The organism is Pseudonocardia sp. 2-7 (genome assembly GCF_056341085.1).
Map to the genome: position 1 here is coordinate 4,428,980 of NZ_CP094507.1, position 25,913 is coordinate 4,454,892.

Sequence of the window (25,913 nt, forward strand, 5' to 3'; positions counted from 1 at the left end):
CAATCTGGCGAGGTGGACGACACCGGACACGACGTGCTCGCCGGCGTGGGCCCGAGGTTGCGGGACCTGCGCCGTCGCCGCGGCGCCACCCTCGACCAGCTCGCGGCGGAGACCGCCCTGACCGCGAGCACCCTGTCCCGGCTGGAGACCGGGAAGCTGCGGCCGACACTGGAGCAGCTGCTGCCGCTGGCCCGGGCGCACGGGGTCCCGCTCGACGACCTCGTGCAGGCACCGCCGACCGGTGACCCCCGCATCCACCTGCGCCCGGTGCGCCACCGCGGGCTGGTGTTCGTCCCGCTGACCCGTCGCGGCGGCGGGGTCCAGGCCTACAAGGTGGTCTACCCGCCGGCCGCCGCGTCGCCGACGACCGCCCTGCAGACCCACGAGGGCTACGAGTGGTTCTACGTCCTCGACGGCCGGGTGCGGCTGGTCCTCGACGACACCGAGCACCTCCTCGACCCCGGCGAGGTGGTCGAGTTCGACACCGGCACACCGCACTGGATCGGCAGCGCCGACGACCGGCCCGCCGAGACACTCGCGCTGTTCAGCCTGCAGGGGGAACACGCCCACCTCGGCCGGGGTGCGACCGGTGCCGGACACCACGGCTGAGGGGTCGCCGTCGGTGCGACCGGTTCGGCGACCACCGTGATGGCGCCGATCGGCACCGGTCAGCGGCGTCGCGGACCGTGGCGAGGCCCTCCCCGTCGAGCGGTGCCCCGGTGCGCCGGGCCCGGACCCCCAGGGCTGAGGAGGCCCGCGGTCAGCCGCCCTCCTGGGCCAGCGCGACGAGGATCCCGCCCGGCCCGCGCAGGTAGGCCAGGGTGTGCGCGCCGAACGTCACGACGTCGCCGACCGGCTCGGCACCGTGGCCACGCAGCCGCTCCACGGTCTCCGCCAGGTCGGTGACGGCGAACATGACCCGCCGGATGCCGAGCACGTTCACCGCGGCGCCCGGATCACCCACCGGCGACGACGGCGACTCGAACCGCATCAGCTCCAGCCGGCCGTAGCCGTCGGGCGTCCGCACGACGGCCATGTCGCACCGCACGCCGTCGAGCCCGACCAGCCGGTCCACGTCCGGACCCGCCACCGTCGCCCGGCCCTCCTCCTCCAGGCCGAGCGCACCGAAGAACGCGACCGCCTCGTCGAGGTCGGTGACGACGACGCCGACGTTGTCCATCCGCAGCACGCTCATGACATCCTCCGACCGCGCGGCCCCGGTGGCCGCGTCCGCCCCGGGGACGGAGCCGGTCCTCGGTTCTCGACATGTGTCAGCCGAGGATCTCGACCAGCCCGCTCCCGCCGTCCACCCGGACCCGCTGACCGTCCCGGATCAGCCGGGTCGCGCCCTCCACCCCGACCACGGCGGGCAGGCCGTACTCGCGGGCGACGACGGCGCCGTGGGTCATCCGCCCGCCCACCTCGGTGACCAGCCCCGCGACCGTGACGAACGCCGGCGTCCAGCTGGGGTCGGTGTAGGCGGTGACCAGCACGTCCCCGGGTTCGAGCGCGGCCCCGGACAGGTCGGCGACGACGCGGGCGCGGCCCTCGACCGTCCCGGCCGACACCGCGAGCCCGGCGAGTGCTCTGGGCGGCACGTCGTCGCGGTGGTAGGAGCCCTGCAGGCACTCGCCGTCGGAGGTCAGCACCCGCGGCGGGGTCAGCGCCTCGTACGCGGCGAACTCCGCCCGCCGGGCGCGCACCAGCGCGAGGTCGGCGTGCCCGGTGCGCGAGACCTGCTCCAGCTCGTCGAACCGCAGGTAGTAGGCGTCGGTGCGGTCGTCGAGCACGCGTGCGGCGACGAGCCGGTCGGCCTCGGCGAGCAGCGCGGCCCGGTAGACCGCGTAGCGCGAGACCATGCCGAACTTGGGGAACTCGCGGTAGCCGATGAAGGTCCGCAGCCGGTCGATCATCAGCGCCGTCCGCGCGGCCCGTGCCTCGCCGTCGGCCCCGGCCCGCAGCCGGGCCAGCAGGTCGTCGCGGGTCGCCTCGGCGGCGCGGCGCCCCTCCTCGAACCGGCGGCGCCCGACGCCGGGCTCCTCGCCGTCGACGTGGCCGAGGATCAGCGGCACGAGCGCGGCCGGGCGCTCGTGCCACCGCGGCCGGCTGATGTCGATCTCGCCGACGCAGCGGGCCCCGTAGGCGTCGAGCCAGCCGACGATCGCGTCGCGGGCCACCGCGCCGCCCTCCACCGACCCCAGCGCGTCGAGCACGTCGTCCCCGGCCTCGCGCAGCAGCGCCACCGCCGCCGGGTGCGGGCGGACCGCGTCGGCGACGTCGAGCAGCGCGAGACCCATCTGCGAGGTCACGTTGTCGGGCACCGACCGGGTCAGCACGTCCGACGGCCGCTCCCCCAGCCACTCACCGACGTGCTCGTCGATCCAGTACGCCGCGTCCATCGCCGTCATGAACACCCGGGTGCTGCGCGGGTTGCTCAGCCGCGCCCGCAGCTCGGGGATGTCCTCGCGGATCGCGACGAACAGCTCCGGTCCGACGCGGCCGTGGATCCGTCGCGCCGCGTCGGCCACCGACGCCCGTCCCTCGGCGACCAGCTCGGCGACCAGTGCCGGGTCCGGGTCCAGCGGCTCGGTGGTCGGCGCGCCGTGCACCGGGGCGGGCGTCGCCGGATCCTCCCCGAGCGGGACCGCGCCGCGGTCGAGCACGGTGCGCAGCGCGTCGGTCATCAGCGGGTCCGACCGGCCCATCACCGCGAGGAGGCCGGCCCGTCCGGAGGGGGTGCCCAGCGCGGCGGTGACGTCGACGAACAGCCGCCCGCCGGCCTCGGCCATCGGGCGCGGCGTCGTCATCTGCCAGAACGACAGCCCGAGCGGACGCATCGCGTCGGTCATCATCTGCTGGTAGCCGACCGACAGGTAGACGTGGAGGCGGTCGTCGCCGGTGTCGGGGACCGGGAACAGCGTGGTGATCGGGCGGCTCTGGACGACCTGGAACCGGCCGCCGGACAGGCACCACTCGATGTCCTGCGGGCTCCCCAGCCCGGCCTCGACCGTCCGGCCGAGCCGGACCAGCTCCCGTACCCGGTCCTCGGTGAGCAGGGGCGGGCCGTCCGGGTCGAGCCGCTCGGTGCGGGTGCCGCCGCCCGGCGCAGGCTGCACCGCGACCGTCCGCGGTGCGATCCGCGTGTCGACGACGGTGTCGGCACGGACCGTCCACGCGTCCGCGGCGACCAGGCCGGACACCAGCGCCTCCCCCAGCCCGGGCACCGCCTCGACGACGGTCACGGTCCGGTCGGAGGTCACCGGGTCGGCGGTGAACAGCACCCCGGACACATCCGGGACGACCATCTCCTGGATCACCACCGCCATCGCGACGGCGCGGTGGTCCAGGCCGCGGCGCCGGCGGTAGGCCACGGCGCGGTCGGTGAACAGCGACGCCCAGCAGTCCCGCATCCGGTCGAGGACCGCGTCGGCGCCGACCACGTTCAGGTACGAGTCCTGCTGCCCGGCGAACGACGCCGTCGGCAGGTCCTCGGCGGTCGCGCTGGAGCGCACCGCCCACGCCGTCCCGGCCGGGGCCCGGCCGACCGCCGCGGTGACCGCCGCCGCGACGTCGTCGGGGACCGGCCGGGACGCCACCAGCCCGCGGAGCTCGGCGGCGACCGCGGCGAGCCCGTCGGCGTCGTCGGCGGGCAGTCCGGCCAGGCGGTCCAGCAACGCGTCGAACCCGGGCGCGCCCCCCACGACGGCCCGGTAGGCGCCGGTGGTCACGCACCAGCCGCCCGGGACCGCGACCCCCGCCGTCCGGGTCAGCTCCCCCAGGTGCGCGGCCTTCCCCCCGACGACGCCGAGCCGGTCCCGGCCGACCTCGCCCAACTGCAGCAGCACCTCGTGCACTCCCACCCCCGTGTCACCACGACGCTGCAGGTCACGGCGCCGGGCGCAGAGTCTGGCGCGGTCCCCGGGTCTTGCCGCAAGTCCCCCGGTGCGTTATACGTTGACCATGGCGGGAGGGACTCCCGCCGTGGTTGTCAGCCGCAGGTGGGCGTGGTCGGCAGATCGGCGAAACGGGCCTGCAGGAACGCCAGCGCGCGGGTCTGGCCGTCGGGGTACCCGCCGAGGTGACCGGGGACGGGCGACGGCCGGAACTCGACGTCGGCGCCGCGGGCGCACCAGCGCTCGGCGAGCTCCTCGCCCTGGCCGAACGGCACGATGTCGTCGGCGACGCTGTGCACGATCAGCACCGGCGCCCCGGGCGTGCGACGCCCGATCAGCTGCTCGTCGACCCGGCTCGCGAAGGGCTCCTCGTCGAGGAACGCCGAGATCGGGCGTCCGTCGGCGGACAGCGTCTCCGAGCGCAGGCCCGGGTAGCGCAGCGCGGAGTCCTGGGTGCACTGCTCGCGCAGCTCGGCGACCACCTGCCGGCCGCGGTCGTTGAGCAGGTCCTGCACCCCCAGGTCGGGGTAGGCGGCGTCGAACCCGGAGACGGCGTAGCCGAGCAGCGCGACGGACGGGCCGCCGTCGAGGGCCCGGCCGGTGGCGCGCAGGTCGGCGGGAGGCGCGCCCGCGTAGGCGCCGACGAGGTCCAGCTCGGGGGCGTACTCCGGGGCCAGCTCGACCGCGGCCGCCGACGCGCCACCGCCCTGGGAGTAGCCGTAGAGCGCGGTCGGGGCGTCCTCCGGCACGCCGACGCCGGCCCGCTGGGCGGCGCGCGCCACGTCGAGCAGGGCGTGCGCCTGCGCCGCGCGGTTGACGTAGGTGTGCTCGCCGGGCGTGCCCAGGCCCTCGTAGTCGGTGACGGCCACGGTGTAGCCGCTGGTCAGCAGCGCACCGATCGCCGGGGCCTCGTACTCGGTGCCGGCCTGCAGCTGCCGCGACGGCGCGCAGCGATCGGCGAGCCCCTGGGTCCCCGCGGCGAAGCCGACGACCCGGGTCGGCCCGGGCGCCGGGACGAGCGGGGTGAGGACGATCCCGCTCACCGTGACCGGGCGGTCGTCGGTGTCGAGGCTGCGGTAGAGGATCCGGGTCGCCGTCGCGGCGGGCACCGTCGGAGTGAGGACCCGCTCCGCGGACACGACGTCACCCGGAGCACCTTCGCCCCCCCGGCCCGTCCGGCGATGCCAGTGCCTGCGGCACCGCGACCACCGCCGCGACGACCGCCACCACCCCCGCCACGACCGTCGCGCGCAGCCTCGTCCTCATGCCGTCCCCCTCCGCAGATGATCTCCACTGGACTGAACGAGCACCCGTCCGCCGGGGAACGGGCGGCACCGCGACCGGACGTTGCGACACGGTCGCGGCGGGCGCCGTTCCGTCACTGTCGACGGGCTCGTCGCTGCGACCCGACGCTGCGGCGCGGCGTGCGGCGCCTCGTCCCGCTCCCCGGCGCCGCTCCGCCGGTGATCCGTGCCGCGACGAGCGGCACGCAACGGCACCCGGTGCCACAATCGACGGTGACGATCGGGTAGACGCGGGAGGCCACCGTGGATCATCGGGTACGTGTCGCACGAGGAGCGCTGCGCGGTGTGCTGGCCCTGCCGAAGCCGGTGAAGCGGGCGATCGCCGGCCCGCCCGTCCGGCGCGACGGCCAGCAGCTCGACCTCGACATCCAGCTCCTGCTGCGACTGCTCACCCCGCGCCGGCCGCAGCCCGTCCCGCCGCCGGAGCAGATGCGGGCGGGCCAGTCGTTCGTCGACCGTGTCGTCGCCGGGCCCGAGGAGCCGGGGGTGCGCCGCGAGGACCGCACGGTCCCCGGTGCGGTCGCCGACCTGCGGGCGCGGCTGTACGTACCGCCGCCGGGACCCGACGTCGTCGACGGCGCGCTGCTCGTCTACGTGCACGGCGGCGGTTTCGTCGCCGGTGACCTGGACACCCATGACGAGCTGTCTGCGACGCTGGCCGCCGAGTCCGGCGCCCGGGTGCTGTCGGTGGACTACCGGCTGGCGCCCGAGCACCCGTTCCCGGCCGCCGTCGACGACTGTCTGGCCGCGTTCGCGCACGTCACGGCGCACCCGGAGGAGTTCGGGGCGGCCCCGGGCCGGATCGCGGTCGGCGGGGACTCCGCCGGGGCCAGCCTGGCGCTGACGGTGGCCCGCGAGACCAGCCGCGACGGCGCCGACCCGGCCGGGCGTCCGGTGTTCTGCCTGGCGTTCTTCCCGGTCACCGCGCTCGACGGGCACACCCGCTCACGCGAGCTGTTCGGCGACGGGTTCCTGCTCACCGGCGAGGCGATCGAGGCGATGGCGGGCTGGTACGTGCCCGAGGCGATGCGCGACGACCCGCGGCTGCGGATCGCCGAGGGCGACCTGTCCGGGATGCCGCCCGCCTACGTCGCGACCGCCGGGTTCGACCCGCTGCGCGACGAGGGCGAGCACCTGGTCACCCACATGCGGGAGGCGGGCGTCCCGGCGACGCTGCGCCGCCACCCCGACCTCGTGCACGGCTTCGCGACCTCGCTCGGGATCGGGGTGCGGCCCCGCCAGGCCGTCGCCGAGGCCGCCGGGGCGCTACGGACGGCGTTCGCCCTGCTCGGCGCGACCTGACCGACCCCCGACATGGGCCCGGCGCGTCACCGGGCCCGAGGTGCGGGCTCCGGTGACGCGCCGGTGGCGCGGTGCGTCGCTCAGCTGCGGCGCTCGTCGCGGGGCAGGGCGTGCTGCGGGTCGTCGACCTCGATGCGCTCCTTGCGCACGGTGTCGGAGACCTTCTCGTCCTCGGTGACGGTGCGGGTGCCGAGGCGCACCTTCTCGACGGCCTCGGTGGTCTTGTCGACGACCGGGCGCTCGCGGTGCAGGGTCACCTCGTGCTCGGCCTCGCCCATGGCGCCCGGGCGGGCCGTCGCCTCGGTGCCGTCGATCGGCTCGCGCTCGAGGCGGACCTCCTCGTGCGACACCGGGACGGTGACGGTCTGGTCCTCGGTCACGACGTACTTGCGCAGCGCGACGCGGCCGGTCTCCTCGGTCTCGGTGCCGACGCGCAGGTTCTCCTCGTGGCGGACCATCGCGTCGTCGCCGGTGCGGTCGGTGCGGTCGGTGCGGTCGCGGTCGGTGCGCTCACCGGTGGCGTGGCGGGCGTCGGTGCGGCCGTTGCCGTTACCGTGCCCGATGCCGTAGTGGCGGTAGAGCTCGTCCTCCTCCGACCCGGTCAGGCGCTCGTCGGAGCGGCCCACGTGCGGGCAGTCCTTGACTGCCTTCTTCTCCACCCCAGCGCGACGTCGCGGTCGTGCACGTCGGCGTTCTGCAGCGGCACGAAGCTCTCCTTGGTACCGAACAGCCCGGTGTTGACCGTGGCCCAGGTCGGGTCACCGCTGCGCTCGTCCAGGTAGATCTGGCCGATCTTGCCGACCTTCTCGCCGTGGTTGTCGACGACCTGACGACCGATGAGCTCCCGGGTCATGTCCTCCGTGATCATGCTGCTGTCCTCCGTGGCTCGGTGCGAATGCTGTCGAACACCGGTGGGGTCGACCCGGAACCGCCCCGGCATGCGGCGGACGCCGCGTTCCCCGTCGTCCGTGTGACCGTCGTCATCCACCCGCCCCACGGGATCGCTTGTGCGACAACGCTGGGTGTAGCGCGTTCTCGTCGCGGGCGACCCCGGACGGCATGTTTGGGACGGTCTGTTCTGGACTTGACCTCGGACGTTCCCGACGACGGGGACGGATCATCCCGCCGCCGGGTCCCCGGAACCGGCGTGGAATCGTGGTGACGTGCTCGCCGGGACCGCACTGCTCCCGCTCGGGTCGGCCGTCACCGTCACCGCCGTCGCGGGCACGGCCGCGCTCACCCTCGTACTGCTCGTGCGCGGCTGGTCCCGCCGGCGGCCCGCGGTGCGGGCGGCCGCGCTGCCGGCCGTGGTCGCGCTCGTCGTGCTCGCCCTCGCGGTGGGGACGAACGCCTGGTTCGGCTTCTACCCGACGCCCGCCTCGCTGGCCGCCGGACCGGACCGCGGCGGGCTGCCCGCGCCACCCGCCCCGCCGGTCACCGGTCCCGGCCGGGACACCGTGCTGACCGTCGACGGCGTCGACGTGCCCGCGCACCTGCCGCCCGGCTACGACGAGCACCTCGCCCACCCCGTCCTGGTGTGGACCGGGCCCGCGGACGGATCGGCCGCGGTCGACGCCGCGGTCGACGCCGCGGTCACCGCGGGCCGGATGCCGGCCGTGGTGGTGCTGTGGACCGACCGGGTGCCGGTGTCCCGGCTGCGCGTCGCCGCCGTCGCGGCCGGCTCGCCGGTGCTGCGGACCGACCGGGCCGCGTGGGCCCTCGCCGGTCCGCCCGAGGGCCCCGGGTGCCCGCTGGGCCGGGCGCTCGCCGAGCGCGCCGACGTCGCGACGGCGGCCGGGCCGCCCGGCGGCGACGGCTGCCCCGCCCCCGCGTCCGGTTCGCCCGATCCGTTGGACCTGGTCGTCGTGCGCACCGCGGCGACGCAGGATGACCCGGTGCCGGGCGCGCCACCGCCGGGCCCGGCGCTAGCGTCGGGGTCGGTGACCGCGGCGCCCGGGACACCGGCGGCCGACGTCGTCGCCGCGGAGCTGGACGCGCTCGGCGCCCGGCTGCCGGGTCCGGTGGCCCGCTCGGGCGTCGCCGGTGGTCCGCCACCGGCGACGGGATCGACAGGAGGAACGCGTGACGGGCTCTGAGGGCTCCGGCCCGCCCGGGACCGCCGGGGACGAGCACCGGGACGAGCACGGGGACGTCCGCACGCGCGGAGCGGCCCCGGCGCCGGACCCGGAGGCCCGCAGACGACGGTTGTCCGAGGCCGCCGTCGTCCGCGCCGTGGTCTGGGCGGCCCGGATCGTCGGTGCGCTGACCGTCGTCGCGGCGGTGCTGCCCGCGCCGCGCCGGGTCATCGGCAGCGAGCTGCGCAGCACCCTGGGCCTGCCCGCGGGTCTGGGGCTGGCGTCGCTGGTCGTGACCGCGCTCGCCGGGGTCGGCCTGCTGCTGCTGGCCACCGGGCTGCGCCGGCGCAAGCAGCGCGCCTGGTGGGTGGCGACCGCGACGACGACGTTCCTCGTCGTGGTCAACCTGCTGCACGTGCTGGACCAGCGGCGCGGCATCGGGCCCGCGGTGCTGGTCGTCGCGCTGCTGGCGGCGCTGATCGCGACGCGCCGCTACTTCGTCGCCCGGCAGGACCCGGGAGGGCTCGGCCGGTCGGTCCGGTCGCTGCTGCAGTTCGGGCTGTCCGGCTTCCTCATCGTCTGGGTGCTGCTCGCGCTCAACCCGCGCCGGCTCGTCGGCGACCCGTCGATCGCCGCGCAGGCCGCGCACGCGGCGCTGTCGCTGATCGGGGTGACCGGACCGGTCGAGTTCCAGCAGCGCGCCGTGTGGCTCGACGACCTGACCTCGGCGATCGGGCTGACCTTCGGGGTGGTCGCGCTCGTCGTCGCCGGGTACCACCTCCTGCGCTCGCCGGAGCCGCGCCCGTCGCTCGACCCCGACGACGAGCAGCGCCTGCGCGCCCTGCTCGACCAGCGCGACGGCGACTCGCTGGGCTACTTCGCCCTGCGCCGGGACAAGGCCGCGGTGTTCGCCCACGGCGGCAAGTCCGCGGTGTCCTACCGGGTGCTCGCCGGGGTCGCACTGGCCTCGGGCGACCCCGTCGGCGACGTCGGCGCCTGGCCCGGCGCGATCGAGGCCTTCCTCGGCATCTGCACCCGCTACGGCTGGTCGCCCGCGGTGCTGGGCTGCTCCGAGCGCGGCGCGACCGCCTGGTCCAAGGCCGGTCTCGACGCCCTCGAGCTCGGCGACGAGGCGGTACTGGAGACGGCGTCGTTCAGCCTGGACGGACGCCCCATGCGCGGGGTCCGCCAGACCGTCAACCGGATGCAGCGCAGCGGGCACACCGTCGAGGTGACGCGGCTGCGGGACCTCGACGAGACCGCACGGATGCGGGTCGCCGAGCGCGCGCACCGCTGGCGCGGCGCCGAGGACGAGCGCGGATTCTCGATGGCGTCCTCGCGGGTCGCGGACCCCTCCGACCCGGACGCGGTGATCGTCACCGCGCTCCGGGACGGCGAGCCGTCCGGGATGCTGCAGCTGGTCCCCTGGGGCCGCGACGGTCTCTCGCTGGACCTCATGGTCCGCGACGCCGACGCCGACAACGGCGTCAACGAGCTGATGATCGCCGAGCTGATGGCGGCCGCGAAGGACCATGGTGTGAAGCGGGTGTCGCTGAACTTCGCGATGTTCCGCTCCGCCCTGGAGCGCGGCGAGCGGATCGGCGCCGGACCGGTCGCCCGCGGCTGGGCCCGGGTACTGCGGATCGCGTCGCGTTGGTGGCAGATCGACTCGCTCTACCGGTTCAACGCGAAGTTCCGCCCGAGCTGGTACCCGCGCTACGTGCTGTTCCCCGCCGTCCGCGACCTGCCGCGGGTGCTGTTCGTCGTACTCGAGGCCGAGGGCTTCGGCGGCCGCCCGCCGGCGCTGCTGCGGCTGCTGCGCCGGTGAGCCGGGTCCGCGCGGGGGCGGCGCCGTGATCCACGCCTCCGAGCTGCGCCTCGACGTCGTCGCCGCGGTGGTCGTGCCGACGGTGGCGGCGGTGCTGCTGCTCGCCCTCACCGGTGGGGTGTGGCACCGGCTGCGCCGGGTGGCCCGGACGCTGCTCGTGGCCGTCTCGGCCGTGGCCGTGCTCGCGGCCGCCGGGGCCGGGGCGAACCTGCTCGGCGGCTTCTTCCCCACCGTCGGCTCGCTGATCGGGTCCTCCCCCGACCCCGGCGAGGGCTCGGTCGCCGACATCGGCCCGGACGGTGCGGGCCTCGACGCGGCGATGCCGCTGGTCGCCGCCCGCTCGGCGCAGGGGCTGGGCTCCACGCTGCACATGACCCTGCACGGGGCCGTGTCCGGCATCGACCGCGACGCCGACGTCTACCTCCCGCCCGGCTACACCGAGCACCCGCGGGCCCGCTTCCCGGTCGTCGAGTGGCTGCCCGGGTTCCCCGGAGAGCCCCGCGAGGTGGCCGCGCTGTTCACGGTGCCCGACGTGCTCGACGCCGCGATCGCGGCGCACCGCATCCCGCCGGTCGTGCTGGTGGTCCCCGACATCAACGGCGAACCCCGGTTCGGCCACGACCAGGAGTGCGTCGACGCCCAGCACGGCGCGGCCGACGACACCTACCTGACCACCGACCTCGTCGACTGGACGACCCGGCACCTGCGGGTGCGGCCCGACCGCGGCGCCTGGGCGCTGGCCGGCTGGTCCTCGGGCGGCTACTGCGCGATGAACCTGGCGCTGCGCCACCCGCGCACCTACGCGCTCGCGGTCAGCCAGAGCGGCTACGACCGCACCCCCGACGACGTCGTCACCGGGGATCTGTTCGCCGGGCGGCCCGACCTCGCCGCGGCCAACGACGTCGTCGCGCTGCTGGGCGAGCGGCCCGCGCCCCTGGCGATGCTGGTCACCGCGGGCTCCGACGAGCCCGAGGAGCGGGCCGCCGCGGACCGGATCCGCGCGGCCGCCGCGCCACCGGTGACCGTCGACACCCGGCTCTACCCGGGTGGCGGACACAACCAGAACGCCGTCCGCGCGCAGCTGCCGGACCTGGTGGACTGGCTGGGTGCGCACCTGCTGGGGCCGCTGGTCCCGCCCGCGACGCCGGCGGGTGTCACGATCGACGACGGGCCCGGTGTGCCGCAGCGCGTGCTGCCGGTGCCCGACCCCTAGGAAGGAGACACACGTGGTCTGGGAGGGAGTCGGCACCCTGCTGCTCGTCGGCGGGCTGCTCGCCGGGGTGGTGTGGATCGTGATCGCGGCCGGCGTCGGGGAGATCCCGAAGGTGCTGCACGGCCTGGCGCTGTGGCTGCTGGTGCCGCTGGCGTGGCTGGGCTCGCTCGGGGTCGTGCTGGCCGGCGGGTCGGTCGGGGCGGGCTGGGCGGTGCTGCTCGGGCTGCTCGTCGCCACCGGGGTCGCCTGCGCGGCGGCGCGGATGCTGGCGGGTCGGCGGAGCTGAGCACCCACCGGTCAGAATGACGGCGTGGACTTCCGCTCCGTCTACCGCCACCACTTCCTGCGCACCGCCGCGGCGACCCTGCACACCATGATGGCCGACCCGGCCGCGAACGTCGCCGCCGTGCTGGAGACCGCCCGGACCTGCGCCGACGACGGCGTCGGGCTGGTGGTGTTCCCCGAGCTGACGCTCTCGGGCTACTCCATCGAGGACGTCCTGATGCAGGACACGCTGCTGGAGACCGTCGAGACCGGACTGCTCTCCCTCGTCGAGGCGACCGCGGACCTGCTGCCGGTCCTCGTGGTCGGGGCACCGCTGCGGTACCGCCACCGCCTCTACAACTGCGCGATCGTGATCCACCGGGGCCGGATCCTGGGCGTCGCCCCGAAGTCCTACCTGCCGACCTACCGCGAGTTCTACGAGCGTCGCCAGACCGCCCCCGGGGACGACGTCCGCGGCGCCTCGATCCGGCTCGGCGCCACCGACGTCCCCTTCGGTACGGACCTGCTCTTCGCCGCCGAGGACCTGCCCGGCTTCGTGCTCCACGCCGAGGTCTGCGAGGACTACTGGGTGCCGATCCCGCCGTCGGCGGAGGCGGCGCTGGCCGGGGCGACGGTGCTGGCGAACCTGTCCGGCTCACCGATCACGGTCGGCCGGGCCGACACCCGGCACCTGCTGTCGCGCTCGGCGTCGGCGCGCTGCCTGGCCGCCTACGTCTACGCCGCCGCGGGTGAGGGCGAGTCGACCACGGACGTCTCGTGGGACGGCCAGACCATGATCTACGAGAACGGTGTGCTGCTCGCGGAGTCCGGGCGCTTCCCGCAGGGCGCGCGGCACGCGGTCGCCGACGTCGACCTGGACCTGATCGCCGGCGAGCGCCGCCGCCAGGGCACCTTCGACGACAACCGCCGCACCCACGCCGCCCGCACCGACGCCTTCCGCACGGTGGCGTTCCGGCTCGACCCGCCCGGCCACGACATCGGCCTGCGCCGCACCGTGGAGCGTTTCCCGTTCGTGCCCGCCGACCCGGCGCGGCTGGAGCAGGACTGCTTCGAGGCCTACTCGATCCAGGTCGCCGGGCTGGAGCAGCGACTGCGGGCGATCGGCCAGCCGAAGGTCGTGATCGGCGTGTCCGGCGGGCTCGACTCCACCCACGCCCTGATCGTCGCGGCGCGGGCGATGGACCGGCTCGGCCGCCCGCGTACCGACATCCTCGCCTTCACCATGCCCGGCTTCGCCACCTCCGACCACACCCGCAACAACGCCGTCGCGCTGTCCGAAGCCCTCGGCGTCACCTTCGCCACGATCGACATCACCGGCACCGCGCGGACGATGCTGGCGGAGATCGACCACCCCTTCGGCCGGGGCGAGCCCGTCTACGACGTCACCTTCGAGAACGTCCAGGCCGGGCTGCGCACCGACTACCTGTTCCGGCTGGCGAACCAGCGCGGCGGGGTCGTGCTCGGCACCGGGGACCTGTCGGAGATCGCGCTCGGCTGGTCCACCTACGGCGTCGGCGACCAGATGTCGCACTACAACGTCAACGGCGGCGTCCCGAAGACGCTGATGCAGCACCTCATCCGCTGGGTGGTCTCCTCCGAGCAGTTCCCGCCCGGGGTGTCGGCGGTGCTGCGCTCGGTGCTCGACACCGAGATCACCCCGGAGCTGGTGCCCTCGGACGGGACGACCGAGGTGCAGTCCAGCCAGGCCACCGTCGGTCCGTACGCGCTGCAGGACTTCACGCTCTGGTACACGCTGCGGCACGGCTTCCGGCCGTCGAAGATCGCGTTCCTGGCCGGGCACGCCTGGTCCGACGCCGCCGCGGGCCAGTGGCCGCCCGGGTTCCCCGACGACGAGCGGCCCGCCTACTCCCCCGCCGAGATCCGGCGCTGGCTGCAGGTCTTCGCGCGACGGTTCTTCCAGTTCGCGCAGTTCAAGCGCTCCGCGCTGCCGAACGGGCCGAAGGTGTCCGCGGGCGGCGCGCTGTCACCCCGCGGGGACTGGCGGGCACCCTCGGACCTGTCGGCGACGATCTGGCTCGACGAGATCGAACGGGAGGTCCCGGCAGGCTGAGGGCGGGCCGGCCGCGGGGCGCGACGCGGACGCCGCAGCGCCTCGGGTCCGGACGGGGGTGACCCACTGGGCCCTCCGGCGGCGCCGAGGAGTGACCCGATCACACGTCCGGCGCAGCGGTGGTGCGTGTCGTCGTGTCGCCGGAACCGGTCGCCGATCGGTGACACGGTTCACCGAGCGGACGGGGCAGTCCTGTGCCGACGGGGCGGCGTCACACCGGGCGACTGGACCGCCGGAGGTCCTCGGCTCGATCCCGCACACTCCTCGCGAGCAGCGGGAACGCCGGGTCCTGAGTGGACCGGCGGACACCGGCCGACGGGCCCCCCGCCCCGCCGGGGGCGGGTGAACCCGACCACTACTGTCGCCTGCATTCGACCTGGAGGTGAGTCGTGGCGCTCGCGAACATCCTGTCCGAGATGCCGGATCTGCTGGAGCGGACCCTGGCGGAACACACCCCCGACGCGCAGGGCTTCTGCCGTGAGTGCCGGGACGCGACGGGAGTCAGCGCCACCTGGCCCTGCGTGACCCGCGAGCTGGCCGAGCAGGCCCGCTCGATGTCCTCCGACGGCCCCGGCACCGTCGACGAGCGGCCCGCCGAGGGCACCGTGGCCGGGCGTCGCCGGGCCCGGGACCTCTCGGCCCCGCTCGGCAACGGCCGGCACCGCTCGATCTAGGCCGCCCCGGCGCCCCGGACACCACGTCCGGGGCGCCGTCGTCGTCAGGACAGCCGGGCCGGCGCGTCCGGGCGGTGCGTCTCCCGGATGAGCAGCACCGCGACCAGCGAGATCACGGCGACGACGACCATGTACGCCGCGACCGCCATCGACGTCCCGTAGCCCTGCTGCAGCGCGGCGGCGATCAGCGGTGCGAACCCGCCGCCCAGCACGGCGCCGACGGCGTAGGAGAACGAGGCGCCGCTGTAGCGGAAGCGGGCCTCGAACATCTCCGCGAACAACGCGGACTGCGGGCCGTAGGACAGGCCCAGCCCCACCGTGAGCACGACGACCGCGACGACCATCGCGGCGAACCCGGTGGTGTCGAGCAGCAGGAAGAACGGCACCGGCCACACCACGAGCAGCACCGAGCCCACCAGGTAGGCGCGCTTGCGGCCCACCCGGTCGGACCAGATCGCGCCGGCGACGATGCTGACCAGCCAGCTCAGCGAGCCGATGATCACGACGACGATCATGGTGTTCCGCGGGACCTCGAGCACCTGGGTGCCGTAGGAGAGCAGGTAGGCCAGGAAGATGTAGCCGATCGCGTTGTTCGCGATGAAGCTGACCGAGGCCAGCACCAGCTCGCGCGGGCGGTGCCGGAACACCTCCAGGATCGGGGCGCGGCTGCGGCCGCGGTTCTGCCGCAACATCGCGAACACCGGGCTCTCCTCGACCCGCAGCCGGATCACGAGCCCGACGACGACCAGCAGGATCGAGAGCAGGAACGGGATCCGCCAGCCCCACGCGGCGAACTGCTCGGGGGTGGTCAGGTTGGACACGACGAGGAACACCAGCTGGGCCAGGATCAGCCCGGCGGGCACCCCGATCTGCGGGAACGAGCCGTAGCGCCCGCGCCTGCCGGGCGGGGCGTGCTCGACCGCCATCAGCGCGGCGCCGCCCCACTCACCGCCCGCCGAGAGGCCCTGCAGCAGGCGCAGCACGACGAGCAGCACCGGCGCCGCGACGCCGATCTGGCCGTAGGTGGGCAGCAGGCCGACGCCGACGGTGGCCACGCCCATCAGCAGCAGCGAGAAGACCAGCATCTTCTTGCGGCCGAGGCGGTCGCCGAAGTGCCCCCACACGATGCCGCCGAGCGGACGCGCCACCAGGCCGACCCCGAGGGTCGCGAACGCGGCCAGGGTGCCCGAGGCCGCGGACATCGTGGTGAAGAACTGGCTGTTGAACACCAGGGCCGCGGCCGTGGCGTAGATGAAGAAGTCGTACCACTCGATCGTCGTGCCGATCGCGCTCGTCGCGGCGACCCGGCGCACCTGCGCGGGCGCGGAGCCGGTCGTGTCGGCGGCACTCGTCGGGCCCGCGCCGGGCCCGGCCTGCTGCTCGGTCATGCGTCCTCCCCTGACCCGGGACGGCGGTGTCCCGGACCGCGCTACTTTTGCACCGAACGTCCGGTCGGGTAAAGACGTCCGGGGTGCCCGATCCGCGCCACTCGTCGCACGGCCGGGTGCGGTCGCCGCCACGAACGGTCCGCGAAGATCGGACATCACGGGACATTCGCTACCGTCCTGTCACTGAACACGCGGTCCGGTACCCCCCGACGGGCCGGGATCCCCCGATCCCGACGCTCCCCCGCAGCCCGGCCGGTCCGCGTGCCGGAGGAGAGACCGTCGTGCCCCGACACCGACATCGGGCGCAGGCCGGGCTGGGGCCCGGTCTGCGTCACGTCGCTACCGCGGCCGCCGTCGCGAGCGGCACGCTCGCCGTCGTCACGCCCGTGACCGGGCTCGGCCTCGGGTCGGCCGAGGCCGACCTGCGCCTGGCCGCACAGGACGTGTCCGAGGGCGACCTCGGTAGCCCGTTCGCCGAGGCCGCGGCCGCCGCGGACGCTCCCCGCTCCGCGCCCGTGTTCGGCGCCGAGATCGTCCGCGACGCGGGCCTGCTCGACCCGGCCGCGGACGCGAGCCTCGCCGCGGCCCGCAAGGCCCAGGGCCTGGCGCAGGAGGCCGCCGAGCAGGCCAGGGCCGCCGCCGAGCTCGCCGCCCGCGGGCTGAACGACCCGTCGTGCGGGCTCGACCTCGACGACCTGGGCCGGGTGAAGGACTGGGTGTCCGACGCCGCGGAGTTCCTCGGCTGCGCCTACGGCGAGACCGACCTGATCGGCGTCGCGAACCGGGCGAACGCCTCCGACCATCCGACCGGACACGCCCTGGACATCATGGTGCGCGGGCAGAAGGGCGACCGCATCGCCGACTGCGCCCTGGCCAACGCCGACGAGCTCGGCGTGAAGTACGTGATCTGGGAGCAGCGCATGAACGACGGCTCCGGGTGGTCGACGATGGAGGACCGCGGGGGCGACACCGCGAACCACTACGACCACGTGCACATCTCGTTCGACAAGCGCGCCGGGTCCGGCGAGCCGGACCTCGGCCGCTGCGCCTGACCCGCAGCCCGGTCCGCGGCGGAGCACGGACCGGGCGGCGGTGGCCTCAGACGCCGATCTTCGCCGGGCGTCCGTCCTTCAGGTGCCGGATCGCGGCGACGGCCGGACGCGGCTGCGCGGCGCCGCCGTCGGGCCAGTGCGACGCGGGCCTCTCTGGTGAGGCGTCGTCGACGTCGCCCGGGTGCTGCACCGAGACCAGCACGAAGTTCTCGGTGACGACCGGCCCGCAGCACTCCGAGCCGACCGGGACGCTGGCGAACAGCCGGGTCGAGCCGCGCTGCGGCCCCTCCAGCACGACGCCGTAGAGGCCGTCGTTGATCTCCAGTGCCTGGGTGGAGTCGGTCGAGACCCACAGGTTGCCGTAGGGGTCGAACGCCACGTTGTCCGGCGAGGTGATCGGGCTGACCTGGGACTTGTCGAACCCGCCGAAGTAGGTCGACGGGTCGTCGGGGTTCCCGCAGACCAGCAGGATGTTCCAGGCGAACGTCGTCGCCGCCGGGTCGTCGCGCGTCTCGGTCAGCTCGATGACGTGGCCGTGCTGGTTGGCGTTGCGCGGGTTCGCCTCGTCCGGACCGGCCTTGGCGCCCGCCTTGCCGCGGTCGGAGTTGTTGGTGCAGGCGATGTAGACCTTCCCGGTGCGCGGGTTGGGCTCCACGTCCTCCGGGCGGTCCATCTTCGTCGCGCCGACCTTGTCCGCGGCGAGCCGGGTGAACACGAAGACGTCGGCGACGCTCATGCCGTCCACGTAGGACTTCGTGGTCGACGCCAGCGGCTTCCACTGCCCGGAGCCGTCGAAGCGGCCGTCGCGCGGCAGCGCCCCGGTGCCGGTGATCTCCGCGGCCGGGCTGTCCCCGGTGAACGTCGCGACGTAGAGCGTGCCCGACGACAGCAGGGTGGCGTTGTGCTCGCGGGCGGCCCGGCTGTGACCACGGCGCATCCGCTTGTCCGACACGAACTTGTAGACGTAGTCGAAGCGCTCGTCGTCGCCCATGTAGACGACGGGGCGCCCGTCCCGGGTGAGCGCGACGGTGGCGCCCTCGTGCTTGAAGCGGCCGAGCGCGGTGTGCTTGACCGGCTTCGAGCGCGGGTCGTGCGGGTCGATCTCGACGATGTAGCCGAACCGGTTGGCCTCGTTCGGCTCCTGCGCGAGGTCCCAGCGCGGGTCGACGGTCTCCCACCGGCGCTCCGAGGACCCCTCGGAGATGCCGTAGCGCTTCGCGCGCTCGTCGGTGACCGGGCCGGAGGCGAAGTAGCCGTCGAAGTTCTCCTCGCCGGACAGGAAGGTGCCCCACGGGGTGGTGCCGCCGGCGCAGTTGCCGATCATGCCCTTCACGCTGCGCCCGGTCGGGTCGGCCTTCGTGCGCAGCACCTCGGCACCGGCGGCCGGGCCGTCGAGCACCATCTCGGTGTCGGCGGTGATGCGCCGGTTGAGCTTCCCGTCGCGGTCGTAGCGCAGCTCGCCGGTGCGCAGGTCGCGGGTCACCTCGACGACGCCGCCGCCGTGCGCGGCCATGCCGATCCGGATCTGCTCGGGGGTGGGGGCGTCCTCGTCGTACCCGCGGAACATCAGCGGCTCGAGCGTGTACTCGTGGTTGGAGAACATGACGTAGCGGCGGCCGGGGCCGTCGATCGGCAGGATCCCGCAGAAGTCGTTGTTGTAGCCGAACTGGCGGGCCTGCGCGGCGGCGGTCTGGTTCTCGAAGTCGAACTCCGGCGCGTCCGGGAACATCGGGTCGCCCCAGCGGATCACGACGTTGCTCGCGTAGTCGACCGGCACGCGGATCGCGTCGTCGAGGTTCGGCGCGACCGTCTCGTACTGCAGCCCGCGCGGGGGCCGGGCCTGCGCCGGCGCGGCCACGTCGGCACCGAGCGGGTGGGCCGGCGCGGCCGGGACGGGCTCGGCCGCCGAGGCGGTGCCGGCCAGGGCCACACCGGCCCCGGCGCCCAGGCCGATCACCGCACCGGCGCGGAGCATCCCGCGCCGGTCGAGCACGGCCTGCATGACGTCACCGAAGTAGGCGTTCGACGACGGGTTGGGCTCGGGCCGGGAGCAGGCGTCGCCGCACCGGTAGCGGCAGGTGAGGCCCTGACGTCCGTGCCGCACGCGGTCGAGGAGCGGGAGGGCACGGCGGGGGCCGGCCTGGGGGGCGTCGCCGGGGCAGCTGTGGGCCACGGTCGTCCTCCTGGGGTCGTGGTGGGATGACGCGGTCCGGTCCGGTCCGTTCGGAACCGTCCGTTTCCTCCGCATCCCAGCACCCCCGTTCTCCCGTGGGGTGAGGAGAAGGTGGCCGCCGGGTGAACGCATCCCCGGAAGGGGTGGTGTCGACCACGCAACGCGACCGGCGCGGTCACCCGTCGGGTGACCGCGCCGGTCGCGCGTGCGCTGGCCGAGGGCACGGACCGGGGCGGGCGCGTGCCTCGCCCCGGCCCGGCGGGATCAGACGATGCCCTGGCGGGCGGCGGTGTAGACGATCTCGGTGCGACGACGGACCTCGAGCTTGTCGCGCAGGTTCCGCACGTGGAACTTCACGGTGGCCTCGGAGATCCGCAGCCGGGTCCCGATCTCGCGGTTGGACAGGCCGACGGCGAGCAGCCGCAGGACCTGGTTCTCGCGGTCGGTCAGCAGCGAGGTCTTGCAGAGGTCCGGCGTGGGCGACGGCGCCGGGTCGGTGTCGCGCAGCACCTGCAGCGGGCCGGCGCTCGCGGTGCCCGGGTCGAAGACACCCTCGCCGCGCAGGACCGTGCGCAGCGCCCGCACGATCTCGGCGGTGTCGGCACCCTTGCGCAGGTAGCCGTGGACACCCAGGCGGACGGTGCGCATCATCGAGTCGCGGTCACGGCAGCCGGTCAGCACGAGGATCTTCACCCCGCGGCAGCGCTCCAGCAGCGCGCGCACCAGGTCGAGGCCGGGCCGCTCGTCGCGGGCGAACTCGATGTCGACGATGATCGCGTCGGGGCGGGCGCGCTCGGCGGCCATCAGGGCGTCGCGCGGGGAGGCGGCCTCGCCGGCCGGAGCCAGGTCGGGCTCGGCGGTCAGCAGGGCGCGCAGCCCGTGCCGGACGACCGGCTCGGAGTCGACGACGAGTACCCGGGCCGCGCGGCGGATCACATCCGCGCCGTCGGCCCCGCGGCCGGCACGCAGATCGGTGGCCTCACGAACGGCTTCGAGCGTCATCGCTGTCCTCCGGTGGATCTGTTGCGTCATCGCAGGAACGCCACCCGGCGTCCCGATGCGGCAAACCGTAGGGAGCGCCACGTTGCCCCCGCGTTGCGCGCGATCGAGCGACGTCGCATCCCGCCCCGGTCACGAGGGGTCGAGCCCCCGAGCAGCGGGTATGCTCACGACCCCGGGACGGTCCACCGATTCCGGGACGGTCCCGCGCCGGCGCGGGACATCACGTGGGAGCAGGGCACGACGTGCCCCCAGCCGTGACGGGAGGCGACGTGAGCGGAGCCGAGGGCGGGACGTCCCCCGAGGAGATGGTCGCCGACGCACATCGCCTGCGGCGCATCTACGACGACGGTCTCGGCGCCGGCGGTTCGGCGGGCACCCCCCGCCCGGTCGTCTCGGACTCGTGGCAGCGCAGCCTGGCCGCGCACGTCGACCCGGAGGGCCGACTCCCCCCGCTCATCTATCTCGCCGACGAGCTGAAGGAGGTCCGGACCGGCCACCCGCTGCACGCGGTGATGCCGCTGCTCCGTTCCACCCTCGTGAGCATCGCCGACGAGGCGATGCACGTGATGCTCGTGACCGACGCCGACGGCACCGTCCTGTGGCGCGACGGCGCGCACGGCCTGCTGCACTCCGCCGACGACGTCGGACTCGTCGAGGGCACCCGCTGGGCCGAGGAGACGATCGGCACCAACGCGATGGGGACGGCGCTGGCCGTCGACGAGCCGGTCCGGATCCACTCCGCCGAGCATCTCGTCCGCACCTACCACGACTGGACCTGCGTCGCGGCCCCCGTGCACGACCCCGACACCGGCGACACCATCGGCGCGATCGACATCTCCGGGCCGCTGCACACCGTGCACCCCGCGCTGGTGCAGCTGGTGACGGCGACCGCGCACCTCGCGGAGAACCAGCTGCGGGTGCGGCTGGCGATCGCCGACGAGCGGCTGCGGGTCAAGAACATGCCGCACCTCGCGGCGCTGCGCGGCTCCGAGGGCGCCCTGCTGTCCGCGAGCGGCCGGGTCATCGCCAGCGAGCCCTACGGCCTGTTCCCCGAGCGGATCCGGCTCGACGACGGCGTCGACCGGGTGCAGCTCGGCGACGGCCGGGAGATGGCCGTCGAGAGGCTGACCGAGGGCTACCTGCTGGTGCCGCCGTCGCGGCGGCGCGGGCGCGTCGTCCCGACGGCGCCGACCGGTGCGCCCCGCCCGCTGGAGCTGCGCTTCACCGGCGGGGCCGGTCCGCGCGTCACCCTCGACGGCGAGGAGTTCGCCGCCACCCTGCGCCCGGCGGAGATCCTCACCGCGCTGGCGCTGCACCCCGACGGGCTCTCCGGCGAGCAGCTGACCCTGATGCTCTACGGCGAGGACGGCAACCCGACCACCGTCCGCGGCGAGATCCACCGGCTGCGGTCGTCGCTGGGCGCGGAGCTGCTGCTCACCCGCCCCTACCGGCTGGCGGCCGGGCCCCAGGCCGACTTCCTGCGGGTCCGCGCGGCGCTGCGCGACGGCCGGGTCTCCGACGCGCTCGACTCCTGCCACGGCGAGCTGCTGCCCCGCTCCGACGCGCCCGCCGTGCGCGAGCTGCGCGACGAGCTCGCGGTCGGGCTGCGGCACGCCGTGCTCGCCTCGGACGACGTCGCGCTCCTGCACCGCTTCGTCGTGCACCCGTTGGGGACCGACGACCTGGAGGCGCACGAGCTGCTGCTGGACCTGCTGGACCGGGACGACCCGCGCCGCGCCGCGGTCGCCGCACGGGCCGAGCACCTGCGGGACTGACCCCCGGGCCGCGCTCAGGTCTGTGCGGCCAGCGGGCTGTCCGGCTCGGGCTCCAGCTCTCCCGCGCGCCACAGGGCCGCGTAGCGACCGCCCGCGCGGACCAGCTCGTCGTGCGTGCCCTCCTCGGCGATCCGACCGCCGGACAGCACCACGATCCGGTCCGCCCGCCGCGCGGTCTGCAGCCGGTGGGCGACGACGAACGCGGTCCGCCGCGACGCTACCCGTTCCCCCGCCGCCAGCACGGTGGCCTCGGTGGCCGGGTCCAGTGCCGCGGTCGCCTCGTCGAAGATCAGGACGTCCGGGTCGACCAGCTCGGCCCGCGCCAGCGCGACGAGCTGCCGCTGCCCCGCCGACAGGCCCTGCCCCCGCTCCCCCACCGGGGTGCGGAACCCCTGCGGCAGCGACCGCACCAGGCCCAGCGCCCCGACCGCGCGGGCCGCGGCCTCGATCCGCTCCGGCGGGGCGTCCGGTCGGCCGTAGGCGATGTTCGAGGCGACGTCACCGGTGAACAGGTGCGCCTCCTGCGGGACCACCCCGAGCCGCGCGCGGTACCCGGCCAGCGGGAAGCGGCGCACGTCGACGCCGTCGACGCGGACCTGGCCGTCGCCGGTGTCGTAGAACCGGGCGATCAGCTTGATCAGCGTCGACTTGCCGGCTCCGGTCGCGCCCACCAGCGCGACGGTCTCGCCCGCCCCGACGCGCAGCGACACGTCGTCGAGGGCGGGGGCGTCCACCCCCGGGTAGCGGAACGTCACGTGGTCCAGCTCGACCTCGCCGCGCAGTCGCGGCGGCACGGGGGCCGGCCGCTCGGGCTCGTCCGGGACGGAGGTGGGCGTGCGCAGCAGCTCCGAGATCCGGTTCAGGCCGACCCGGGCCTGCTGGTAGCCGTCGAACACCTGCGACAGCTGCTGCACCGGGCCGAAGAACAGGGTCAGGTACAGCAGGAACGCGGTGAGCACGCCCGGGGTGATGTCCCCGCCGACGATGCGGGTCCCGCCGACGAACAGCACGACCGCCGTGGCGATGTCGGACAGGAACGCCACGAACGGGAAGTAGGTGGCGATGTAGCGCTGCGCGCGCAGCCGCGACCGGCGGTAGGCGTCGGAGCGCTCGCCGAAGCGGTCGTAGCTCAGCTCCTCGCGGACGTAGGCCTGCGCGATGCGCACCCCGGACACGTTCTCCTGCAGGTCGGCGTTGACCACGCTGACCCGCTCGCGGGCCTCGGCGTAGGCGCGGGAGGAGAACCGGCGGAACACCACGGTGCCGACCGCGAGCAGCGGCAGCAGCCAGCCCAGCGCGTACAGCGCGAGCTGCGGGTCGGTGAGCACCAGCGCGGTCGCGACCCCGCCGATCGTCAGGAGGCTGACGACCGCCTGCGCCAGCCCGGTCTGCAGGAACGTGGACAGCGCGTCCACGTCGGTGGTCATCCGGGTCATGATCCGGCCGGACAGCTCGCGCTCGTAGAAGTCGAGGCCGAGCCGCTGCAGGTGCGCGTAGCTGCGCAGCCGCAGCAGGTAGAGCAGGCTCTCCCCGGCCCGGGCGGTGACCAGCGTCTGGAACCCGACGACGACCGCGTCCAGCACGACGATCAGCAGCCCGGCCAGCGCCGCCAGCAGCAGGACCCGGGTGGCGCCGTCGGCGATGCCGTCGTCGACGGCGATCCGGGCGATGCTGGGCAGGGCCAGGGTCGCCAGCGCGTCCGCGGTCATCAGCGCGACGCCGAGCACCAGCAGCCACCGCACGGGGCGCAGCAGCGAGGACAGCCGGAACGCGGGATCGGGGGCGGTCGGGTCGTCGTCGCCGCGCAGCCGGGGGGACTCCTTCGCCGGGGGCAGCTTCGCGACGGACTCGAGCAGCTCGGGGGTCGCGCTGATCCCACCGGCCCAGCCGGCCGCGCCGCCGCCGCCGTCGCGGGTCAGGGCCCGGTCCGGGTCCTCCTCGATGCTGACCCGCGGCCACAGCTCCGGGGTGACGGCCGGGCCCGCCGCTGCATCGGCGAGTACGCCGGTGCCGGTGCCGGTGCCGGTGCCGGTGCCGGTGCCGGGTGCCGCCTCGTGGGCGGCGGGCTCGCGGGTACCGCCGCCGAGCTCGTCGGCGGGGCCGGTGGCGAGCAGCTCCCGGAACAGCGCGCACCGGCCGCGCAGCTCGTCCTCGGTGCCGGTGTCGACGACCCGGCCCTTGTCCAGCACCGCGATCCGGTCGGCCAGCGCCAGGGTGGACCGCCGGTGCGCGACCAGCAGCGTGGTCCGCTCGGCGGTCAGCTCGTGCAGGGTCTCGTGGATCGCGGCCTCGGTCGCGGTGTCGACCGCGGAGGTCGCGTCGTCGAGCACGAGCACCCGCGGCCGGGTCAGCATCGCCCGGGCCAGCGCGATCCGCTGCCGCTGACCGCCGGACAGGGTCAGGCCGCGCTCGCCGACCTCGGTGTCGTAGCCGTCGGGCAGGTCCTCCACGAACGACGCCACCTGCGCGGCCTCGGCGGCGGCGCGGATCTCGTCCTCGCCGGCGTCGGGCCGGCCGTAGGCGATGTTGTTGCGGATGCTGTCGGAGAACAGGAACGCCTCCTCGAACACCACCCCCAGCTCGGCGCGCAGGTCGTGCAGCCGCAGGTCGCGCAGGTCCACCCCGCCGATCGCGAGACGCCCGGCCTGCGGGTCGTAGAAGCGGGGCAGCAGCAGGGCCACCGTCGACTTGCCCGAGCCGGGCGGACCGACCAGGGCGAGGGTCTCGCCGGGTTCGACGCGCAGGGAGAGCCCGTCCAGGACCGGATCGGGGGCGGCGTCGCCGTCCGGGCCGGAACCCGCGGGCTCGTAGCCGAACCGGACGTCGTCCAGCTCGACGGTCAGCGGGCCCTCGGGCAGCGCGGCCGGACGCTCCGGGTCGACGATCCCCGGTGCGGCGTCGACGATCTCGAAGACACGCTCCGCCCCGGCCCGGGTCAGCTGCGCGGTGACCACGAGCGCGCCGATCAGCCGGGCGGGCCCGACGAGCATCCCGACGTAGGTGGTGAACGCCAGGAACGTGCCGAGGTCGATCGTGCCGCGGGCGGCCATCCAGCCACCGACGCCGATCACCGCGACCTGTCCCAGGCCGGGCAGCGCGAGCAGCATCGGGTTGAGCCGCGCGGTCAGCCCGGCGGCCCGCAGCCGCTCGCCGTAGAGCCGGCGGGCCCGTCCTTCCAGCGTGGCGGTCTCGCGGGCCTCCTGCCCGAATCCCTTCACCACGCGCACGCCGGTGACGGTCTCCTCGACCTGCTGCGCGATCTCGGCGGCCCGTTGCTGCGCGGACCAGGTGGCCGGGAACAGCCTGCGCCGGATGCTGTTGGTGGCCAGGAACGCCAGCGGCAGCATGACCAGCGCGACCACGGTGAGCAGCGGCGACAGGTACAGCATCGCGACGATCGCGACGACCACCAGCACGACGGTGCCCGCCGACAGCGGCACCATCGACAGGAAGCCCTGCACCAGCTGCAGGTCGGAGATGGCCCGCGAGGCGACCTGGCCGGTGCGCAGCCGGTCCTGGCGGACGCCGTCCATACGCTGTACCGCGCCGAACACCGCGCGCCGCAGGTCGTGCTGCACGTTCAGCGCCATCTTGCCGCCGAGGTAGCGGCGCACGAACGCACCGACGAACTTCAGCACGCCCAGCACCAGGAGCCCGCCGACGACCGGCGCGAGCACGCCGGTGTCCCCGCCGATCGCGCCGTTCACGCCCTCGCGGATCAGCAGCGGACCGATCGCCTCCAGCCCGACGCCGAGCATCGACGCGACGAGCGCACCGACGGTGACGCGGCGGTGCCGCATGCATGCCGTGGACAGTCTGCGGATCCAGCCGGGGCGTGCGGAGGGGTGGGGAGAGGGCACGTCGCCAGGCTATGCCCG

The 25,913-nt window shown here is 75.0% G+C and carries 19 protein-coding genes; 10 read left to right on the forward strand and 9 right to left on the reverse strand.

The features are described 5' to 3' along the window. The first annotated feature begins 12 nt into the window (after nt 1–12). On the forward strand, nt 13–609 hold the full coding sequence (locus MTO91_RS21300) for a helix-turn-helix domain-containing protein (RefSeq protein WP_476652483.1): 597 nt from the start codon (nt 13–15) through the stop codon (nt 607–609). Nucleotides 610–760: 151 nt separating this feature from the next. Here MTO91_RS21300 and MTO91_RS21305 read toward each other — a convergent pair whose 3' ends face one another. From MTO91_RS21305 to MTO91_RS21315, 3 genes are all read right to left on the reverse strand, one after another. Continuing rightward, nucleotides 761–1,195 carry a VOC family protein gene (locus tag MTO91_RS21305; protein ID WP_179761929.1) on the reverse strand — a complete coding sequence of 145 codons (435 nt, stop codon included), beginning with the start codon at nt 1,193–1,195 and terminating at the stop codon, nt 761–763. 76 nt (nt 1,196–1,271) lie between these two features. Beyond that, nucleotides 1,272–3,860 carry a rifamycin-inactivating phosphotransferase gene (gene rph, locus MTO91_RS21310; RefSeq protein ID WP_476652485.1) on the reverse strand — a complete coding sequence of 863 codons (2,589 nt, stop codon included), beginning with the start codon at nt 3,858–3,860 and terminating at the stop codon, nt 1,272–1,274. A 128-nt stretch (nt 3,861–3,988) separates the two neighbouring features. Further along, the gene (locus MTO91_RS21315) at nt 3,989–5,032 is read right to left on the reverse strand and encodes a lipase family protein (protein ID WP_476652487.1); all 1,044 of its coding nucleotides are present in this window, start codon (nt 5,030–5,032) and stop codon (nt 3,989–3,991) included. Nucleotides 5,033–5,482: 450 nt separating this feature from the next. On the opposite strand from MTO91_RS21315, the gene MTO91_RS21320 reads away from it, so the two are divergent. Beyond that, on the forward strand, nt 5,483–6,499 hold the full coding sequence (locus MTO91_RS21320; protein WP_476652488.1) for an alpha/beta hydrolase: 1,017 nt from the start codon (nt 5,483–5,485) through the stop codon (nt 6,497–6,499). 80 nt (nt 6,500–6,579) lie between these two features. Here MTO91_RS21320 and MTO91_RS21325 read toward each other — a convergent pair whose 3' ends face one another. Then, nucleotides 6,580–7,158, reverse strand: coding sequence for a YsnF/AvaK domain-containing protein (locus MTO91_RS21325; RefSeq protein ID WP_476652489.1), 579 nt, complete (start codon nt 7,156–7,158; stop codon nt 6,580–6,582). After that, nucleotides 7,101–7,367: a PRC-barrel domain-containing protein gene (locus MTO91_RS21330; RefSeq protein ID WP_345641900.1), complete on the reverse strand. Its 267-nt coding sequence runs from the start codon at nt 7,365–7,367 to the stop codon at nt 7,101–7,103. The genes MTO91_RS21325 and MTO91_RS21330 overlap by 58 nt, the downstream gene beginning before the upstream one ends. Before the next feature lie 295 nt (nt 7,368–7,662). Between MTO91_RS21330 and MTO91_RS21335 the strand changes: the two genes are divergently transcribed. The 6 genes from MTO91_RS21335 to MTO91_RS21360 all read left to right on the forward strand — a co-directional run bounded on the left by MTO91_RS21335 (nt 7,663) and on the right by MTO91_RS21360 (nt 14,645). Next, nucleotides 7,663–8,595, forward strand: a complete 933-nt coding sequence (locus MTO91_RS21335) for a hypothetical protein (protein ID WP_179761926.1) — start codon at nt 7,663–7,665, stop codon at nt 8,593–8,595. A 109-nt stretch (nt 8,596–8,704) separates the two neighbouring features. Further along, nucleotides 8,705–10,402, forward strand: coding sequence for a phosphatidylglycerol lysyltransferase domain-containing protein (locus MTO91_RS21340; protein WP_285898583.1), 1,698 nt, complete (start codon nt 8,705–8,707; stop codon nt 10,400–10,402). Nucleotides 10,403–10,427: 25 nt separating this feature from the next. Then, the gene (locus tag MTO91_RS21345) at nt 10,428–11,615 is read left to right on the forward strand and encodes an alpha/beta hydrolase (RefSeq protein WP_179761925.1); all 1,188 of its coding nucleotides are present in this window, start codon (nt 10,428–10,430) and stop codon (nt 11,613–11,615) included. A gap of 13 nt (nt 11,616–11,628) precedes the next feature. Further along, on the forward strand, nt 11,629–11,901 hold the full coding sequence (locus tag MTO91_RS21350; protein WP_073578537.1) for a hypothetical protein: 273 nt from the start codon (nt 11,629–11,631) through the stop codon (nt 11,899–11,901). Nucleotides 11,902–11,925: 24 nt separating this feature from the next. Next, nucleotides 11,926–13,971, forward strand: a complete 2,046-nt coding sequence (locus MTO91_RS21355) for an NAD(+) synthase (protein WP_476652491.1) — start codon at nt 11,926–11,928, stop codon at nt 13,969–13,971. A 389-nt stretch (nt 13,972–14,360) separates the two neighbouring features. Next, on the forward strand, nt 14,361–14,645 hold the full coding sequence (locus MTO91_RS21360) for a hypothetical protein (protein WP_253068830.1): 285 nt from the start codon (nt 14,361–14,363) through the stop codon (nt 14,643–14,645). 44 nt (nt 14,646–14,689) lie between these two features. On the opposite strand, the gene MTO91_RS21365 is transcribed toward MTO91_RS21360, so the two are convergent. Next, nucleotides 14,690–16,033 (reverse strand): MFS transporter, encoded by a 1,344-nt coding sequence (locus MTO91_RS21365; RefSeq protein WP_476652493.1) that lies wholly within the window; start codon nt 16,031–16,033, stop codon nt 14,690–14,692. 281 nt (nt 16,034–16,314) lie between these two features. Between MTO91_RS21365 and MTO91_RS21370 the strand changes: the two genes are divergently transcribed. Then, nucleotides 16,315–17,085 carry a VldE C-terminal domain-containing protein gene (locus MTO91_RS21370; protein WP_312888796.1) on the forward strand — a complete coding sequence of 257 codons (771 nt, stop codon included), beginning with the start codon at nt 16,315–16,317 and terminating at the stop codon, nt 17,083–17,085. A 46-nt stretch (nt 17,086–17,131) separates the two neighbouring features. Here MTO91_RS21370 and MTO91_RS21375 read toward each other — a convergent pair whose 3' ends face one another. Both MTO91_RS21375 and MTO91_RS21380 read right to left on the reverse strand, forming a co-directional pair. After that, nucleotides 17,132–19,258 carry a PhoX family protein gene (locus MTO91_RS21375; protein ID WP_476652495.1) on the reverse strand — a complete coding sequence of 709 codons (2,127 nt, stop codon included), beginning with the start codon at nt 19,256–19,258 and terminating at the stop codon, nt 17,132–17,134. A 264-nt stretch (nt 19,259–19,522) separates the two neighbouring features. Then, on the reverse strand, nt 19,523–20,260 hold the full coding sequence (locus MTO91_RS21380) for a LuxR C-terminal-related transcriptional regulator (RefSeq protein WP_062397435.1): 738 nt from the start codon (nt 20,258–20,260) through the stop codon (nt 19,523–19,525). 269 nt (nt 20,261–20,529) lie between these two features. On the opposite strand from MTO91_RS21380, the gene MTO91_RS21385 reads away from it, so the two are divergent. Further along, entirely contained in the window at nt 20,530–22,035 is a 1,506-nt protein-coding gene (locus MTO91_RS21385; RefSeq protein WP_476652496.1) for a GAF domain-containing protein, read from the forward strand. Nucleotides 22,036–22,049: 14 nt separating this feature from the next. Here the strand turns inward: MTO91_RS21385 and MTO91_RS21390 are convergent, their stop codons facing one another. Beyond that, nucleotides 22,050–25,835, reverse strand: coding sequence for an ABC transporter ATP-binding protein (locus MTO91_RS21390; RefSeq protein WP_476652498.1), 3,786 nt, complete (start codon nt 25,833–25,835; stop codon nt 22,050–22,052). Between the last annotated feature and the right edge of the window lie 78 nt (nt 25,836–25,913).

What these genes read in the sequence shown, in the direction of transcription:
- MTO91_RS21380 (WP_062397435.1), bottom strand. Translation starts at nt 20,260, where the DNA reads ATGACGCTCGAAGCCGTTCGTGAGGCCACCGATCTGCGTGCCGGCCGC.
- MTO91_RS21365 (WP_476652493.1), bottom strand. Translation starts at nt 16,033, where the DNA reads ATGACCGAGCAGCAGGCCGGGCCCGGCGCGGGCCCGACGAGTGCCGCC.
- MTO91_RS21305 (WP_179761929.1), bottom strand. Translation starts at nt 1,195, where the DNA reads ATGAGCGTGCTGCGGATGGACAACGTCGGCGTCGTCGTCACCGACCTC.
- MTO91_RS21390 (WP_476652498.1), bottom strand. Translation starts at nt 25,835, where the DNA reads ATGCGGCACCGCCGCGTCACCGTCGGTGCGCTCGTCGCGTCGATGCTC.
- MTO91_RS21330 (WP_345641900.1), bottom strand. Translation starts at nt 7,367, where the DNA reads ATGATCACGGAGGACATGACCCGGGAGCTCATCGGTCGTCAGGTCGTC.